General features: G+C 68.7%; 16 protein-coding genes and 1 riboswitch. Of the genes, 11 read left to right on the forward strand and 5 right to left on the reverse strand.

Annotation, left to right across the window (positions count from 1 at the left end):
• Positions 1-240 (reverse strand): hypothetical protein (locus tag ACIRQH_RS29200; protein ID WP_404227637.1); only part of this gene is annotated, 240 nt, incomplete at its 3' end.
• Between the two features lie 209 nt (positions 241-449).
• Positions 450-692, reverse strand: a complete 243-nt coding sequence (locus ACIRQH_RS29205) for a hypothetical protein (protein WP_358815175.1) — start codon at positions 690-692, stop codon at positions 450-452.
• Between the two features lie 134 nt (positions 693-826).
• On the opposite strand from ACIRQH_RS29205, the gene ACIRQH_RS29210 reads away from it, so the two are divergent.
• Entirely contained in the window at positions 827-1,801 is a 975-nt protein-coding gene (locus tag ACIRQH_RS29210) for a carbohydrate kinase family protein (protein ID WP_358815174.1), read from the forward strand.
• Positions 1,802-1,852: 51 nt separating this feature from the next.
• Here ACIRQH_RS29210 and ACIRQH_RS29215 read toward each other — a convergent pair whose 3' ends face one another.
• The gene (locus tag ACIRQH_RS29215) at positions 1,853-3,238 is read right to left on the reverse strand and encodes a cysteine desulfurase/sulfurtransferase TusA family protein (protein WP_404227640.1); all 1,386 of its coding nucleotides are present in this window, start codon (positions 3,236-3,238) and stop codon (positions 1,853-1,855) included.
• A gap of 269 nt (positions 3,239-3,507) precedes the next feature.
• On the opposite strand from ACIRQH_RS29215, the gene coxB reads away from it, so the two are divergent.
• The 4 genes from coxB (at position 3,508) to ACIRQH_RS29235 (ending at position 8,036) form a co-directional block, all read left to right on the forward strand.
• Entirely contained in the window at positions 3,508-4,506 is a 999-nt protein-coding gene (gene coxB, locus ACIRQH_RS29220) for a cytochrome c oxidase subunit II (RefSeq protein ID WP_388865069.1), read from the forward strand.
• Positions 4,503-6,239 (forward strand): cytochrome c oxidase subunit I, encoded by a 1,737-nt coding sequence (gene ctaD, locus ACIRQH_RS29225; protein ID WP_358815172.1) that lies wholly within the window; start codon positions 4,503-4,505, stop codon positions 6,237-6,239. The genes coxB and ctaD overlap by 4 nt, the downstream gene beginning before the upstream one ends.
• Entirely contained in the window at positions 6,236-6,634 is a 399-nt protein-coding gene (locus ACIRQH_RS29230; RefSeq protein WP_358815171.1) for a cytochrome c oxidase subunit 4, read from the forward strand. Before ctaD ends, ACIRQH_RS29230 begins: the two co-directional genes overlap by 4 nt.
• A gap of 130 nt (positions 6,635-6,764) precedes the next feature.
• Entirely contained in the window at positions 6,765-8,036 is a 1,272-nt protein-coding gene (locus tag ACIRQH_RS29235) for an Ig-like domain-containing protein (protein WP_388865072.1), read from the forward strand.
• 94 nt (positions 8,037-8,130) lie between these two features.
• Here the strand turns inward: ACIRQH_RS29235 and ACIRQH_RS29240 are convergent, their stop codons facing one another.
• Positions 8,131-8,532 (reverse strand): hypothetical protein, encoded by a 402-nt coding sequence (locus tag ACIRQH_RS29240; protein WP_358815169.1) that lies wholly within the window; start codon positions 8,530-8,532, stop codon positions 8,131-8,133.
• Between the two features lie 202 nt (positions 8,533-8,734).
• Here ACIRQH_RS29240 and ACIRQH_RS29245 point away from each other — a divergent pair, with 202 nt between their 5' ends.
• The 6 genes from ACIRQH_RS29245 to ACIRQH_RS29270 all read left to right on the forward strand — a co-directional run bounded on the left by ACIRQH_RS29245 (position 8,735) and on the right by ACIRQH_RS29270 (position 15,892).
• Positions 8,735-9,355 (forward strand): heme-copper oxidase subunit III, encoded by a 621-nt coding sequence (locus ACIRQH_RS29245; RefSeq protein WP_081216795.1) that lies wholly within the window; start codon positions 8,735-8,737, stop codon positions 9,353-9,355.
• A gap of 64 nt (positions 9,356-9,419) precedes the next feature.
• A complete protein-coding gene (locus tag ACIRQH_RS29250; protein WP_358815168.1) occupies positions 9,420-10,229 on the forward strand; it encodes a c-type cytochrome in 810 nt (269 codons plus the stop codon).
• Entirely contained in the window at positions 10,226-11,302 is a 1,077-nt protein-coding gene (locus ACIRQH_RS29255; RefSeq protein ID WP_358815167.1) for a Rieske 2Fe-2S domain-containing protein, read from the forward strand. Before ACIRQH_RS29250 ends, ACIRQH_RS29255 begins: the two co-directional genes overlap by 4 nt.
• Positions 11,299-12,936, forward strand: coding sequence for a cytochrome bc complex cytochrome b subunit (locus ACIRQH_RS29260; protein ID WP_388865075.1), 1,638 nt, complete (start codon positions 11,299-11,301; stop codon positions 12,934-12,936). Before ACIRQH_RS29255 ends, ACIRQH_RS29260 begins: the two co-directional genes overlap by 4 nt.
• A gap of 143 nt (positions 12,937-13,079) precedes the next feature.
• Positions 13,080-14,144, forward strand: coding sequence for an anthranilate phosphoribosyltransferase (gene trpD, locus ACIRQH_RS29265; protein ID WP_358815165.1), 1,065 nt, complete (start codon positions 13,080-13,082; stop codon positions 14,142-14,144).
• 85 nt (positions 14,145-14,229) lie between these two features.
• Positions 14,230-14,346, forward strand: a riboswitch (SAM riboswitch).
• Positions 14,347-14,533: 187 nt separating this feature from the next.
• A complete protein-coding gene (locus ACIRQH_RS29270; protein ID WP_358815164.1) occupies positions 14,534-15,892 on the forward strand; it encodes an aminotransferase class V-fold PLP-dependent enzyme in 1,359 nt (452 codons plus the stop codon).
• Between the two features lie 40 nt (positions 15,893-15,932).
• Here the strand turns inward: ACIRQH_RS29270 and ACIRQH_RS29275 are convergent, their stop codons facing one another.
• Positions 15,933-16,214 (reverse strand): Lrp/AsnC ligand binding domain-containing protein, encoded by a 282-nt coding sequence (locus ACIRQH_RS29275; RefSeq protein ID WP_358815163.1) that lies wholly within the window; start codon positions 16,212-16,214, stop codon positions 15,933-15,935.
• Positions 16,215-16,227: the final 13 nt, after the last annotated feature.

The raw sequence follows: 16,227 nt of genomic DNA on the forward strand, positions 1-16,227 counted from the left end.
CCCGGAGTCCCCGGAGTCCCCGGAGTCCCCGGAGTCCCCGGAGTCCCCGGAGTCCCCGGAGTCCCCGGAGTCCCCGGAGTCCCCGGAGTCCCCGGAGTCCCCGGAGGGGCGCACGTCATCCGCCTCGGCGCCCTTCACGGCGGGTTCCGCGACGGTGTCCTCCGCGGCGTCCTCGACAGGACCCCTGGCGTCACCCTCGACGGGATCGGTCGCGTCGTTGTCGGGTCGCTCGGTGCTCACCGCATCGCTCCTTCGGCTCCACTGCTGTCCCCAGGCGGGGCCCTGTCGAAGACGGGCTCCGCAAGGTCGTACACCGCATCCCCTTTACAGGGGACAGCGATGGGACGCAGCGGGGGAGCGCACGGTTCCCTGCGGGCGCTCCGCGCGTTTCACCCGAACGGCGCCGCCGGGTTCTCACCCGGACGGCGGCACCGCTCCGGCGGCGCGCGTCAGTCGCCGTAGTCGGACATCTCGTCCAGCATCCGCGCGGAGGTGGACGGCACGGTCACCCCGTGGATGCTGGAGGGAGAGACAGGGAGGGCGGGAGGAGGGGCGGGGAGGGTCGAGACCGCCGTGGGCGCGGCCCAGTTCCCGGCCATACGCGCACAGTCGCCGCGCAACGTCGCGAGATCGCCGTCCAGGTCGCCGGCCGGGCCGAGCGGAGCGGTGCCTGGGACCTTGAGGTTCGTCATACCGGAACCGTATGCACGCCTGCCGCCACGAAGAAAGATCTACTATCGGGTAGTTTTGCCCGCTTCAGAGGTCCCGTACCGACCCGGTAGCGTTAACTGTCAATCCCCTCCCCTCGCAGGAGCGTGTCCTAGCCGTGCGTATCGCAGTCACCGGCTCCATCGCCACCGACCACCTCATGACCTTTCCCGGCCGTTTCGCCGACCAATTGGTCGCGGACCAGCTGCACACGGTCTCCCTTTCCTTCCTGGTCGACAACCTCGACGTCCGCCGGGGCGGGGTCGGCGCGAACATCGCGTTCGGCATGGGCCAGCTCGGCACCCGGCCGATCCTCGTCGGGGCGGCCGGCTCCGACTTCGACGACTACCGCGCCTGGCTGGACCGGCACGGCGTCGACACCGAGTCCGTCCGCATCTCCGAGGTGCTGCACACCGCGCGTTTCGTGTGCACGACGGACGCCGACCACAACCAGATCGGCTCGTTCTACACGGGCGCGATGAGCGAGGCCCGCCTCATCGAGCTCAAGTCCGTCGCGGACCGCGTCGGCGGCCTCGACCTCGTCCTGATCGGCGCGGACGACCCCGAGGGGATGCTCCGCCACACCGAGGAGTGCCGCTCCCGCGCGATCCCCTTCGCCGCCGACTTCTCGCAGCAGATCGCGCGCATGAACGGCGAAGAGATCCGGATACTGCTGGACGGCGCGACGTACCTCTTCTCCAACGAGTACGAGAAGGGCCTCATCGAGTCCAAGACCGGCTGGACCGACGAGGAGATCCTCTCCAAGGTCGGCCACCGGGTGACCACCCTCGGCGCGCGCGGTGTCCGCATCGAGCGTGTCGGCGAGGACCCGATCGAGGTCGGCTGCCCGGAGGAGGAGCTCAAGGCGGACCCGACCGGCGTCGGCGACGCGTTCCGGGCCGGTTTCCTCTCCGGCCTCGCCTGGGGCGTCTCCCACGAGCGCGCCGCCCAGGTCGGCTGCATGCTCGCCACCCTCGTCATCGAGACGGTCGGCACGCAGGAGTACCAGCTGCGCCGCGGCCACTTCATGGACCGCTTCACCAAGGCGTACGGCCACGAGGCCGCCGCCGAGGTCCGGACACACCTCTCCTAGCAGCACCGGCGGACCCCGGGACCACGCCGGACCCGGTCCTGCCGTGAGCGACTAGGACAGCCGGCGGACCACATAGGCCGAACCGTGGTCCGCCGGTTCCTCACCGACGTACTCCTGCCCCCGCATCTCGCACCACGCCGGGATGTCGAGCCGGGCCGCCTCGTCGTCGGCGAGGACCCGGACCGTGCCGCCGACCGGCACGTCCCCGATGACCTTGGCCAGCTCGATGACGGGGATGGGGCAGCGCCTGCCCAGCGCGTCGACCACCAGGGAGTCGACCGGGACAGCGGCCTCCCGCACCGCCGACGTCGGCGCGCCGAGCTTCTCGCGTACCGCCGCGACCGTGCCCGGCAGCGCCGCGAGGAACCGCTCGACGTCCTCCTCCGGGGTCCCGGGCGGCAGCGACACCCGGACGTTGCCCTCGCTCAGGACGCCCATGGCCCTCAGGACATGGCTGGGAGTGAGGGTGCTGCTCGTGCACGACGAGCCCGAGGAGACGGAGAAGCCCACCCGGTCCAGCTCGTGCAGCAGTGTCTCCCCGTCGACATAGAGACAGGAGAAGGTGACGATCCCCGGCAGTCGCCCGACCGGGTCGCCGACCACCTCGACGTCCGGGACCAGACCGGGCACCCGTACCCGGATCTGCTCCGTCAGTTCCCGCAGCCTCACCGCCTCCTGCTCGGCCTCCGCGCGGACCGCGCGCAGCGAGGCGGCCGCCGCGACGACGGCCGGGATGTTCTCGAAGCCGGGCGAACGTCCCGACTCCCGCTCGTCCGAGGGCCCTTGGGGAGCGAACCGGACTCCCTTGCGCACCACGAGCAGTCCGACCCCCGAAGGCCCGCCCCACTTGTGGGCACTCGCCGTCAGCAGGGACCAGTCTCCCTCCACCCGGCCCCAGCCCAGCGACTGCGCCGCGTCCACCAGGAGCGGCACACCCGCCCCCCGGCACACCTGTGCGACCTCGGCCACCGGCTGCTCGGTGCCCACCTCATGGTTGGCCGACTGCAGGCAGGCCAGCGCGGTGTCGGCGCGCAGGGCCTCCGCGTACGAGGAAGGGGACACCCGGCCCGTCCGGTCGACCGGGATCCGTGTCGTCGTGCCGCCCGACACCTCGTGCCGCTCCGCCGAATGGAGTACCGACGAGTGTTCGACGGCTGACACGATCAGGTGGCCTCCGACGCGCCGCCGGCCCGCCAGGGCGCCCGCGATCCCGGAGTGCACCGCGCGGGTCCCGGAGGTGGTGAAGGTCAGCTCGTCCGGGCGGCAGCCCACCGCGTCGGCCGTCGCCTCGCGTGCGGCGTCGAGCAGCAGCCGGGCCCGCCGTCCCTCCCGGTACAGGCGGGCTGGGTCGGCCCACCCCTCGTCGAGCGAGGCCTGCAGGGCCTGTCGGGCGACGGGATGCAGCGGAGCCGCGGACGCGGCGTCGAAGTAGGACACGCCACCACGCTAGTCCGTCGCCCCGAAGGGCCGTCAGAAGGCATCCGGACTGGGGCATTCCAGGACGGGGAAGAGTGCCTCCCAGGCGAAACAGCACTCCTTCGGGGAGTCGGGCGGCGCGTTGGGCACCCTCCCCGCGCGACCCCAAATAGCGTCCAGTAGGGTTTGGTCCGCATAAACATCCAAACCCCTGCCCGACGCAGGGCGGCGACCGACCAGCGAGAAGGCCGCAGCCAACAGCGCGGGCGAGACTCTCGGGAAGGCGCTACGTGAGTCCCAACGGCTCCGACCTCCCCCACGCCCTGGGGGGCGCGGGCGGTACCCCCACGCCGCGGCGCCCGATGCGGCGGAAGCTGCTGCAGGCAATGACTGCGGGCCTGGTCCTGGCGACAGCCACTGGTTGCTCGTACAACTGGGAAGACTTCCCCCGCCTTGGTATGCCCACCCCGGTGACGGATGAGGCTCCGCGGATCCTCTCCCTCTGGCAGGGCTCGTGGGCGGCCGCGCTCGCCACGGGCGTGCTGGTCTGGGGCCTGATCCTGTGGAGCGTCGTCTTCCATCGGCGCAGCCGGACCAAGGTCGAAGTTCCTCAGCAGACCCGGTACAACATGCCCATCGAGGCGCTGTACACCGTGGTCCCGCTCATCATCGTCTCGGTGCTGTTCTACTTCACCGCCCGCGACGAGACGAAGCTCCTCAGCCTCGACAAGAAGCCCGACGTCACGGTCAACGTGGTGGGCTTCCAGTGGAGCTGGGGCTTCAACTACGTCGCGGACGTCCCCGGCTCCTCCGGGAACGCCAAGACAGACCCGAACCTGGCGGCCATTCCGGACCGGTTCAAGAAGGACTTCCCGGCGAACGCCGGCGGTGTCTACGACGTCGGTACGCCCGGCACGCGGAACCCGCAGACCCACAATCCGGGTCCGACCCTCTGGCTCCCCAAGGGCAAGACGGTCCGCTTCGTCCTCACTTCGCGTGACGTCATCCACTCCTTCTGGGTGGTGCCGTTCCTCATGAAGCAGGACGTCATCCCGGGGCACACCAACTCGTTCCAGGTGACGCCCAACCACGAGGGCACCTTCCTGGGCAAGTGCGCCGAGCTGTGCGGCGTCGACCACTCCCGGATGCTCTTCAACGTGAAGGTCGTCTCCCCCGAGCGCTACGAGGCCCACCTCAAGGAGCTCGCGGCGAAGGGACAGACCGGTTACGTCCCGGCCGGCATTGAGCAGACGGGCCACGAGAAGAACCGGGAGACGAACAACCTGTGAGCATCCTCAACGAACCCCAGGGTGCCGACGCAGCCGAAGACTCGTACGAGAGCGAGCTGCCGGTTCGGCGCAAGCAGCCCGGCAGTGTTGTGATCAAGTGGCTCACCACCACGGACCACAAGACGATCGGCACGTTGTATCTGGTCACGTCGTTCGCGTTCTTCTGCATCGGTGGCGTCATGGCGCTGCTCATGCGCGCCGAACTGGCGCGCCCCGGGCTGCAGATCGTGTCGAACGAGCAGTTCAACCAGGCGTTCACGATGCACGGCACGATCATGCTGCTGATGTTCGCGACGCCGCTGTTCGCCGGTTTCACGAACTGGATCATGCCGCTGCAGATCGGCGCGCCCGACGTGGCGTTCCCGCGGCTGAACATGTTCGCCTACTGGCTCTACCTGTTCGGCTCGACGATCGCGGTCGGTGGCTTCCTCACCCCGCAGGGTGCGGCCGACTTCGGCTGGTTCGCCTACAGCCCGCTGTCCGACGCGGTCCGCTCGCCGGGCATCGGCGCCGACATGTGGATCATGGGTCTGGCCTTCTCCGGCTTCGGCACCATCCTCGGCGCGGTCAACTTCATCACCACGATCATCTGCATGCGCGCTCCCGGCATGACGATGTTCCGCATGCCGATCTTCGTCTGGAACGTGCTGCTCACCGCCGTACTGGTGCTGCTCGCCTTCCCCGTTCTCGCGGCGGCCCTGTTCGCCCTGGAGGCGGATCGAAAATTCGGGGCGCATGTCTTCGATGCGGCCAACGGCGGAGCACTGCTCTGGCAACACCTCTTCTGGTTCTTCGGCCATCCAGAGGTGTACATCATCGCGCTACCGTTCTTCGGCATCATTTCCGAGGTCATCCCGGTGTTCTCCCGTAAGCCGATGTTCGGCTACATGGGTCTCATCGGCGCGACCATCGCGATCGCCGGTCTGTCCGTGACCGTGTGGGCGCACCACATGTACGTCACCGGTGGCGTACTGCTCCCGTTCTTCTCCTTCATGACGTTCCTCATCGCCGTACCCACGGGCGTGAAGTTCTTCAACTGGATCGGAACGATGTGGAAGGGCTCGTTGTCCTTCGAGACACCGATGCTCTGGGCCGTCGGCTTCCTGATCACCTTCACCTTCGGTGGTCTGACCGGCGTCATCCTGGCCTCGCCGCCGATGGACTTCCACGTCTCGGACTCGTACTTCGTGGTGGCGCACTTCCACTACGTGGTGTTCGGCACCGTGGTGTTCGCGATGTTCTCCGGCTTCCACTTCTGGTGGCCGAAGATGACGGGCAAGATGCTCGACGAGCGGCTCGGCAAGATCACCTTCTGGACGCTGTTCGTGGGCTTCCACGGCACGTTCCTGGTGCAGCACTGGCTGGGTGCCGAGGGCATGCCGCGTCGCTACGCGGACTACCTCGCGGCCGACGGCTTCACCGCGCTGAACACGATCTCGACGATCAGCTCGTTCCTGCTCGGCCTGTCGATCCTGCCGTTCCTCTACAACGTGTGGAAGACGGCCAAGTACGGCAAGAAGGTCGAGGTCGACGACCCGTGGGGCTACGGCCGCTCGCTGGAGTGGGCCACCTCGTGCCCGCCGCCGCGGCACAACTTCCTCACCCTGCCGCGGATCCGCAGTGAATCCCCGGCGTTCGACCTGCACCACCCCGAGATCGCCGCGCTCGACCAGCTCGAGCACGCCGGTTCCGGTTCGTCGGCTCTCGCTGGTGGCAAGGAGGCCGGCAAGTGAAGGTCCAAGGCAAGATGTTCCTCTGGCTCGCCGCGTTCATCCTCGTCATGGGGATCGTCTACGGCGTGTGGTCCAAGGAGCCGGCCGGCACCACGGCCCTCTTCATGGGCTTCGGCCTGAGCGTGATGATCGGCTACTACCTGGCCTTCACGGCCCGGCGCGTCGACCAGCTGGCGCAGGACGACAAGGAGGCCGACGTCGCGGACGAGGCCGGCGAGGTGGGCTTCTTCAGCCCGCACAGCTGGCAGCCGCTCGCGCTCGGCACCGGTGGCGCCCTGGCCTTCATGGGCGTCGTCTTCGGCTGGTGGCTGCTCTACTTCTCGGCCCCGCTCATCGTGATGGGCCTGTGGGGCTGGGTCTTCGAGTACTACCACGGTGAGAATCGCACCCAGTAGCACGCGCTGAACCCCGGGGAGCCCGGACACTCCGTCAGGAGAGTCCGGGCTCCCTCGTTTGCCACGCCTTCTGTCCCTCACTCGGCCCACCCGGCGCGCCGTCCTTGACGCGCGTTCATAGCGTGAGCTCATGAACCACTCACCGCGAATCCGCACGGTCGTCAGCTGCACCGCGCTGGTGGTCGCCCTCGGAGCGGGCGCCACCGCCTGCGGCTCCGACGGCCACCCGCTCTCGGCGAAGCCGTACGACGCGGCGGGACAGATCTCGTTCAACGGCCCCGTCGGAGAGAGCAAGAAGCCCGGCAAGGTCGACCCCGACAAGCCGCTCGAAATCACCTCCGAGGACGACGACGGGCGCATCACCGACGTGACGGCCACCGACGCGTCAGGACGCTATGTGGCGGGCGAACTGGCCGCCGACGGCAGTCGCTGGCACAGCACGTCCCCGCTGGCCGCAGGAGCCCACTACACGGTCCGGGTGAGCACCGAGGACGAGGACGGCGCCCCCGGGCGCAAGGTCCTCGGCTTCGACACCAGTACGCCCAAGACCAAGAAGACGCTCGACGTCGAGTTCGGCCCCAAGGCCGGCAAGTACGGGGTCGGTCAGCCCGTCACCGCCGAACTGAGCGCCCCCGTGAAGGACAAGGCGGCCCGCGCGGTCGTCGAGCGTGCCCTCAAGGTCGACTCCTCGCCCGCCGTGGAGGGCACCTGGCACTGGGTGGACGACAAGACGCTCCACTACCGCCCCAAGGAGTACTGGCCCACCCACGCCACCATCACGGCGCACAGCAACCTCGCCGGCATCAAGATCGGTGAGCGGCTGTGGGGCGGCAACGCCAAGACCCTGAAGCTCACCACGGGCGACCGGCTCATCGCCGTCACCGACGCCGGCTCGCACGAGATGACGGTCTACCGCAACGGCGCGCAGATCAACGAGATCCCCATCACCACCGGCAAGCCCGGCTTCGAGACCCGCAACGGCGTCAAGGTCGTGCTGGGCAAGGAGTACTACGTACAGATGCGCGGTACCAGCATCGGTATCGCCGAGGGCAGTTCGGACTCCTACGACCTGCCCGTGTACTACGCCACGCGGGTGACCTGGAGCGGCGAGTACGTGCACGCCGCGCCCTGGTCGACCGGTTCGCAGGGGTCCGCCAACGTCAGCCACGGCTGCACCGGCATGAGCACCAGCAACGCCGAGTGGTTCTTCGACACCTTCAGCGAGGGCGACATCGTCAAGGTCGTCAACTCGAACGGCGACATGATGGACCCGTTCGGCAACGGCTTCGGCGACTGGAACCTCGGCTGGAAGAGCTGGCGCGAGGGCAGCGCGCTCGTGGGCGGATCACCGGACGCCCCGACTCCGGCCGAGCGCGCGAGGCTTCGCCCCGAGAGTGTGTGAGACCGCGACCCTCCAGGTCCTGTCGTCACCTTCCCGTCGTTCGCCCGAAGGGCGCAGGCGCGGAGGTGACGACAGGACCCGGGGGCGCGGGTTCTCAGACGCTCTGCAGGTTCTTGCGGCGCAGCAGCGCGGCCAGGGACTCGGCGAACTCCACCGGGTCGACCGGAAGGGTGACCGCGGCGTCCGCACGGCTCCAGGTGGCCAGCCAGGCGTCCTGCGGGCGCCCGATGAGGACGAGGACGGGCGGGCAGTCGAAGACCTCGTCCTTGATCTGCCGGCAGATCCCCATGCCGCCCAGCGGAACCGCCTCACCGTCCAGCACGCACACGTCGATGCCGCCCTTGTCGAGCTCCATGATGACGGCGGCCGGCGTCGCGCACTCGACGAACTCCACGAGGGGAACGTCCGGAGCGGGCCTGCGCCCGGTGGCGAGCCGCACCTGCGCGCGGGTGTTGGAGTCGTCGCTGTAGACCAGCACCGTGGCGGTCGGCTGCATTCTTCCTCCGGGACGTCGGCGTCGTACGGACCTGAAGCGGCCGGGCCGGCCGGAGCCTGCCCGATGCGCGGATGCTACTCCCTTGAACACCTCGTCAACACCGGTTCGGACAGGGCTTCGATGGGCCATACGGGCTGGACACACCCCGTCAACACTCCGAACGGCACCCCCCGGGGTGAGGGCGGGATAAGCGACCGACATAATGTCGGTCGTGGCGACAGCAACGACAGTAGAAACCGGGCACGCGCACCCGTCGGTCAATCGGCCGAACCTCACCAGCGTCGGAACCATCATCTGGCTGAGTTCCGAGCTGATGTTCTTCGCGGCCCTCTTCGCGATGTACTTCACCCTGCGATCGGTGACCGGGCCGGATCACTGGAAGGAAATGGCGTCCAGCCTGAACCTTCCGTTCTCGGCGACGAACACCACGATCCTGGTGCTCTCCTCCCTGACCTGTCAGCTCGGCGTCTTCGCCGCCGAGCGCGGGGACGTGAAGAAGCTCAGAATGTGGTTCACCGTCACCTTCATCATGGGTGCGATCTTCATCGGCGGTCAGGTCTTCGAGTACACCGAACTGGTCAAGAAGGACGGGCTCTCGCTCTCCTCCGACCCGTACGGCTCGGTGTTCTACCTGACCACCGGCTTCCACGGACTGCATGTGACGGGCGGACTCATCGCCTTCCTGCTGGTCCTTGGTCGCACCTATGCGGCTCGGCGGTTCACTCACGAGCAGGCAACCGCCGCCATCGTCGTGTCCTACTACTGGCACTTCGTCGATGTCGTCTGGATCGGCCTTTTCGCCACGATCTACCTGATCAAGTAATCGGGCCCGGCGCCCGAAACATCCAGAAGCACCGACGCAGAAGATCCTGACACCGGGGTAATCCGTGAAAAAGCTCTCCGCACGACGACGCCATCCGCTGGCTGCGGTCGTCGTCCTACTCCTCGCGCTGGCGGCCACCGGGGGGCTGTACGCCGCGTTCGCACCCGCGGGCAAGGCGCAGGCCGATGAAACCGCCCAGTCCCTCGCCATCACCGAGGGCAAGAAGCTGTACGCCGTGGGCTGCGCAAGCTGCCACGGAACCGGCGGTCAGGGCACCTCCGACGGGCCGAGCCTGGTGGGAGTGGGCGCCGCGGCGGTCGACTTCCAGGTCGGCACCGGACGTATGCCGGCCCAGCAGCCCGGCGCGCAGATCCCGAAGAAGAAGGTCATCTACTCGCAGGCCGAGATCGACCAGCTCGCGGCGTACATCGCCTCGCTCGGCGCCGGTCCTTCGGTCCCGACGAAGAGCCAGGTCAGTCCCGAGGGCGCGGACATCGCCAAGGGTGGCGAACTGTTCCGCACCAACTGCGCCCAGTGCCACAACTTCACCGGCAAGGGCGGCGCGCTGACCCACGGCAAGTTCGCGCCGACTCTTGAGGGTGTCGACCCGAAGCACATCTACGAGGCCATGCAGACGGGCCCGCAGAACATGCCGTCCTTCCCCGACACCACGCTGACGGAGAAGAACAAGAAGGACATCATCGCGTACCTCGACGCGGTCAACGGTGACAACACCGAGAGCCCCGGTGGTCTCGAACTGGGCGGTCTCGGACCGGTCAGCGAGGGCCTGTTCGGCTGGATCTTCGGACTTGGCACCCTGGTCGCCGTCGCCGTCTGGGTCGCCGCTCGGACCGCAAAGGCCAAGAAGTCATGAGTAGCCAAGACATTCCAGAAGAGAACGTGCCCGCTGAGCGGGCCACCGACGACCACGCCGGTCACGGTCATGCCGCGGTAGCCGTCGCGGACGAGCAGAACCCGTTCGCGGACCCGGGGCTCCCGCCCCACGAGCACCGCGTCCAGGACATCGACGAGCGGGCCGCCAGGCGGTCCGAGCGACTTGTCGCTCTGCTGTTCGTGCTGTCGATGCTGGCGACTGTCGCCTTCATCGTCGCGTACGTGGCGATCCCCAACGACAGGTCGATCTACGTCTTCCCGATCGGCCACATCAGCGCGCTGAACTTCACGCTGGGCCTGACGCTCGGCGTGGCGCTGTTCGCGATCGGAGCGGGCGCGGTCCACTGGGCCCGCACCCTGATGTCCGACGTGGAGATCGCCGACGAGCGTCACGCGATCGAGGCGGAGCCCGAGGTCAAGGCCAAGGTCCTGGCCGACTTCAAGCAGGGTGCCAAGGAGTCCGCGCTCGGCCGTCGCAAGCTGATCCGCAACACGATGTTCGGCGCGCTGGCCCTGTTCCCGCTCTCCGGCGTCATGCTGCTGCGCGACCTCGGTCCGCTGCCCGGCACGAAGCTCCGCCACACCCTGTGGTCCAAGGGCAAGCTCCTCGTCAACATGAACACCAACGAGCCGCTCCGTCCTTCGGACGTGGCCGTCGGTTCTCTGACCTTCGTCAAGCCCGAGGGCCTGGAGGAGCACGACGAGGACTTCCAGAAGGAGATCGCCAAGTCGGCCCTGATGATCATCCGGCTCCAGCCGGACAACATCAAGGACAAGCAGGAACTCGAGTGGTCCTACCAGGGCATCGTGGCGTACTCGAAGATCTGCACCCACGTCGGCTGCCCGATCTCCCTGTACGAGCAGCAGACGCACCACGCGCTGTGCCCGTGCCACCAGTCCACCTTCGACCTCTCCGACGGTGCCCGAGTCATCTTCGGCCCGGCCGGTCACCCGCTGCCGCAGCTGCGCATCGGCGTGAACGATGAGGGTTACCTCGAAGCGCTCGGCGACTTCGATGTGCCCGTCGGTCCTGCATTCTGGGAGCGCGGATGAGTACTGCCAGCACCTCCGACTCGCGCTCGCGCGAGAAGGCGCCCGCCGGTGAGCGGGTCGCCGACTGGGCCGACGGCCGCCTGGGGATCTACTCCCTGGCCAAGGCCAACATGCGCAAGATCTTCCCCGACCACTGGTCGTTCATGCTGGGTGAGATCTGCCTCTACAGCTTCATCATCATCATCCTCACGGGTGTGTACCTGACGCTGTTCTTCCACCCGTCGATGAACGAGGTGGAGTACCACGGCAGTTACGTCCCGCTGCAGGGACAGCTGATGTCCGAGGCGTTCAACTCGACCATGCACATCTCCTTCGATGTGCGCGGTGGGCTTCTGATCCGTCAGATCCACCACTGGGCCGCGCTGATCTTCCTCGCCGGCATGTTCGTGCACATGATGCGCGTGTTCTTCACGGGTGCGTTCCGCAAGCCCCGCGAGGTCAACTGGGTCTTCGGATTCCTGTTGTTCGTCCTCGGCATGTTCACCGGCTTCACCGGTTACTCGCTCCCGGACGACCTGCTCTCCGGTACCGGTGTGCGCTTCATGGAGGGCGCGGTCCTGTCCGTGCCGATCGTCGGCACGTACCTGTCGTTCTTCCTGTTCGGCGGCGAGTTCCCGGGCGGCGACTTCGTGGCCCGCTTCTACTCGGTGCACGTGCTGCTGCTGCCGGGCATCATGCTCGGCCTGGTCGTCGGCCACCTGATCCTGGTCTTCTACCACAAGCACACCCAGTTCGCGGGCCCCGGCAAGACGAACAACAACGTCGTCGGCATGCCGCTGCTGCCGGTCTACATGGCCAAGGCCGGAGGCTTCTTCTTCCTGGTCTTCGGTGTCATCGCGGCCATCGCGGCGATCGCCTCGATCAACCCGATCTGGTCGTTGGGCCCCTACCGTCCGGACCAGGTGTCCACGGGGGCCCAGCCCGACTGGTACATGGGCTTCTCCGAGGGCCTGATCCGCGTCATGCCGGGCTGGGAGATCAACCTCTGGGGTCACACGCTCGTCCTGGGCGTTTTCATCCCGCTGGTCATCTTCCCGCTGGTGCTGGTCGCGATCGCGGTCTACCCGTTCATCGAGTCCTGGGTCACCGGCGACAAGCGCGAGCACCACATCCTGGACCGCCCGCGCAACGTCCCGACCCGGACCGCGTTCGGTGTCGCCTGGATCAGCTGGTACTTCGTGCTCCTCGTCGGCGGTGGCAACGACATCTGGGCCACGCACTTCCACCTGGCGATCAACTCGATCACCTGGTTCGTGCGCATCGCCTTCTTCGTCGTGCCGGTGCTCACGTTCCTCGCCACCAAGCGGATCTGCCTCGGCCTCCAGCGCCGGGACCGGGACAAGGTGCTGCACGGCCGCGAGTCGGGCATCATCAAGCGCCTGCCGCACGGTGAGTTCATCGAGGTGCACGAGCCGCTCAGCCAGGACGCGCTGCACACGCTCACCGCGCACGAGCAGTACAAGCCGGCCGAGATCGGCCCGGCGGTCGACGAGAACGGTGTCGAGCGCAAGGTCAACAGCGCGCAGAAGCTGCGCGCCAAGATGAGCAAGGGCTACTACGGGGAGGACAACCAGATCCCCAAGCCCACCGTCGAGGAGTACAAGGAGATCACGAGCGGCCACGGCCACCACTGATCCCCGCGACACCCCCGGTTCGCCACGGCAGGAGCCCCGTCCACGGACGGGGCTCTTCGCCGTCTCCGGGGCTGGATAGGGTGGACTCACCCCCGTGCTGCGGGGCGGACCCACTCGCGTGACCCATGAACCCAGGAGCGACCATGAGCGCTGTGAACCCCGCTGGAGGCGACACCGCGGCGGGCCGTTCCTGGCCCGAGGTACTGAACGGTCTCCTCGAAGGCCGCGACCAGAGCGCGGACGACACGGCCTGGGCGATGGACCGCATCATGCGCGGCGAGGCGACCGACGCGCAGATCGCCGGCTTCGTGGTGGCACTGCGGGCCAAGGGCGAGACCGTCCAGGAGATCTCCGGACTCGTCCGGGCGATGTACGAGCACGCCAACGTGATCGAGGTGCCCGGGCGGACCGTCGACATCGTCGGCACGGGCGGCGACGGCGCGAAGACCGTCAACATCTCCACGATGTCCTCGATCGTGGTGGCCGGCACCGGCGCCAAGGTCGTCAAGCACGGCAACCGCGCCGCGTCCTCGGCGTCCGGCTCCTCGGACGTCCTGGAGAAGCTCGGCGTCAATCTCCAGCTGACGGTCAAGCGCGTCGCGGAGGTGGCCGAGGAGGCCGGGATCACCTTCTGCTTCGCGGTCAAGTTCCACCCGGCTCTGCGCCATGTGGCGGCGGCGCGTGGACAGCTCGGCATCCGGACGACCTTCAACGTGCTGGGACCGCTGACGAACCCGGCCCGGGTCAGGGCCCAGGCGGTCGGGGTCGCCGACCTACGGATGGCGCCCATCGTGGCGGGCGTCTTCGCCGAGCGCGGCAACTCCTCACTCGTCTTCCGCGGCGACGACGGCCTCGACGAACTGACCACCACCGCCGGCTCCCGGGTCTGGGTGGTCCGCGACGGCGAGGTCACCGAGGAGCACTTCCACCCCCGTGACGTCGGTCTCGACGTCGTTCCCGTCGAGGCGCTGCGCGGCGCCGACGCGGCGTACAACGCGGAGGTCGCCCATCGGCTGCTGGACGGCGAGACCGGGCCGGTACGGGACGCCGTGCTGCTGAACGCGGCGGCCGCCCTGGTGGCCCTGTCGCCGACGGACGCGCCGCTCGCGGACCAGCTCCGGGCCGGCATGGCGAAGGCGGCCGAGGCCATCGACTCCGGGGCGGCGAAGCGCACCCTCGACCGGTGGGTGGCGGCCAGCAACGCCTGAGGCGCCGGTGATGCGACGCGGGGCGCGGTCCAGAATCCGGACCGCGCCTTGCGCGTCGAAGATCTTCTGGCAAGATGCTGTATCAGGTCATGAGCGACAGCCATCAGGCCCCGGCCGGCTGTCCGGCAACCCTCCGTCCGTGGCGGGGTGCCCCGGGTGAGGACCAGGTCGTAGGCAGCGAGGTCTACGGCAAGCGCGGACCCCTCCCACTCTTTCGAGTGGACGTAACCAGGGGTCCTGGTCGTTCGAGGGAGCCTTCTGTGAGCAAGCGAATGCGATAGGGCGCCGAGCCCCGCCTCCGCACACCCTTTTTTCCCCTTCCTGCGCCGAGCGCTGCCTTCGGGCGGCCGGCTCGCGCGGCGATCCCGCCTGCCTCACAGGAGCCCGCCATGTCTGTCACCACCACCGCCGACGTCTCCGTCTGTGCCCCGCTGCCCGTCCTGGGCCGGGACGTCACCGTTCCGCTCGTCACCGGCGGCGAGGTCGACTACGCCGCTCTCGACTACGCCGCCAGCGCGCCCGCCCTCCAGCGGGTGTGGGACGACGTCGCCGCGTACGCCCCGTACTACGGCAGCGTCCACCGGGGTGCCGGGTACCTCTCGCAGCTGTCCACCGACCTGTTCGAGAACGCCCGCAGGACCGTCGCCGAGTTCCTCGACTGCCGGACCGACGACCAGGTCGTCTTCACCCGCTCCACCACCGACTCGCTCAACCTGCTCGCCGCCGCGCTCCCGGCCGACTGCCAGGTCTTCGTCTTCGAGACCGAGCACCACGCCTCGCTGCTGCCCTGGCGCGACGCCCGGGTGACGTACCTCAACGCCCCGCGCACCCCCGGCGAGGCCGTCGCGACCCTGGAGCAGGCCCTCGCCGCACGCGACCCTCACGGGCCGGCCCTCGTCTGCGTCACCGGGGCCTCGAACGTCACGGGGGAGCTGTGGCCGGTGCGGGAACTCGCCGCCGCCGCGCACGCCCACGGCGCCCGGATCGTCCTCGACGCCGCCCAGCTCGCCCCGCACCACCCGGTGTCGGTCCAGGACCTCGACTGCGACTGGGTCGCCTTCTCCGGGCACAAGCTGTACGCGCCGTTCGGCTCCGGTGTCCTCGCGGGCCGCTCGGACTGGCTGCGCGAGGCCGACCCGTACCTGGCGGGCGGCGGCGCCAGCCGCAAGGTCACCCGGCGCGCGGACGGCGGCGTGGACGTGGAGTGGCACGACAGCGCGGCCCGGCACGAGGCCGGCTCGCCGAACGTGATCGGCGCCTACTCCATCGCCTCGGCCTGCAAGGCGCTCACCGAGGAGGGCTTCGACAACCTCCTCGCCCGTGAGCAGCACCTGATCCGCACCGTCCGCGCCGGCCTCGCCGAGGTCCCGGAGGTCCGGGTCCTCTCGCTCTTCGGTGACGACGCCCCGCGGGTCGGCGTTCTCTCCTTCGTCGTCGAGGGCTGGAACAGTTCGCACTTCGCGGCCGCGCTGTCCGCCGAGTACGGCATCGGCGTCCGCGACGGCCTCTTCTGCGCCCACCCGCTGGTCCGCACGCTGCTCGGCAGCGACCCCGAGAGCCAGGGGGAGTGCGGCGCCCCCGAGGCGGCACCCGGAGAGAAGTCCCTCAACGCCATCCGCGTCAGCTTCGGCGCCGGCACGCCCGACGAGCACGTCGAGCGGTTCGTCCGCGCGGTGCGCGAGCTGGTGCGGGACGGCGCGCGGTGGCAGTACCGCACCCAGGACGGCCGCTGCGTGCCGGCGGTCTAGGAACCCACGACGGCCCGCCGCGAGGCGGCGTACGCCTCGGTCAGGAGTCGAGACCGATCGCGAACGCCGCCTCCAGGTCGTGCTGGGAGTACGTACGGAACGCCACGTGCGTGTCCGTCGCCTCGACGCCCGGGATCTTGCTGATGCTGCCGGGGATGACGTCCGCGAGGTCGTCGTGGGCCGCGACCCGGACCATGGCGATCAGGTCGTAGGTGCCGGTGACGGAGAAGACCTCGCTGACGCTCTCCAGCGACGCGATCGACTCGGCGATCTCGGGGATCCGGTCCACGCTGGTCTTGATGAGGACGATCGCGGTGATCACGGCTGGTTCTCTC

Source organism: Streptomyces sp. NPDC102279 (genome assembly GCF_044766365.1).
In the GTDB taxonomy this organism is placed as follows: domain Bacteria; phylum Actinomycetota; class Actinomycetes; order Streptomycetales; family Streptomycetaceae; genus Streptomyces.

Coding starts and splice junctions, on each gene's coding strand:
- ACIRQH_RS29205 (WP_358815175.1), bottom strand. CDS start 692: ATGACGAACCTCAAGGTCCCAGGCACCGCTCCGCTCGGCCCGGCCGGC.
- ACIRQH_RS29235 (WP_388865072.1), top strand. CDS start 6,765: ATGAACCACTCACCGCGAATCCGCACGGTCGTCAGCTGCACCGCGCTG.
- ACIRQH_RS29240 (WP_358815169.1), bottom strand. CDS start 8,532: ATGCAGCCGACCGCCACGGTGCTGGTCTACAGCGACGACTCCAACACC.
- ACIRQH_RS29245 (WP_081216795.1), top strand. CDS start 8,735: ATGTCGGTCGTGGCGACAGCAACGACAGTAGAAACCGGGCACGCGCAC.
- ACIRQH_RS29255 (WP_358815167.1), top strand. CDS start 10,226: ATGAGTAGCCAAGACATTCCAGAAGAGAACGTGCCCGCTGAGCGGGCC.
- ACIRQH_RS29260 (WP_388865075.1), top strand. CDS start 11,299: ATGAGTACTGCCAGCACCTCCGACTCGCGCTCGCGCGAGAAGGCGCCC.
- trpD (WP_358815165.1), top strand. CDS start 13,080: ATGAGCGCTGTGAACCCCGCTGGAGGCGACACCGCGGCGGGCCGTTCC.
- ACIRQH_RS29270 (WP_358815164.1), top strand. CDS start 14,534: ATGTCTGTCACCACCACCGCCGACGTCTCCGTCTGTGCCCCGCTGCCC.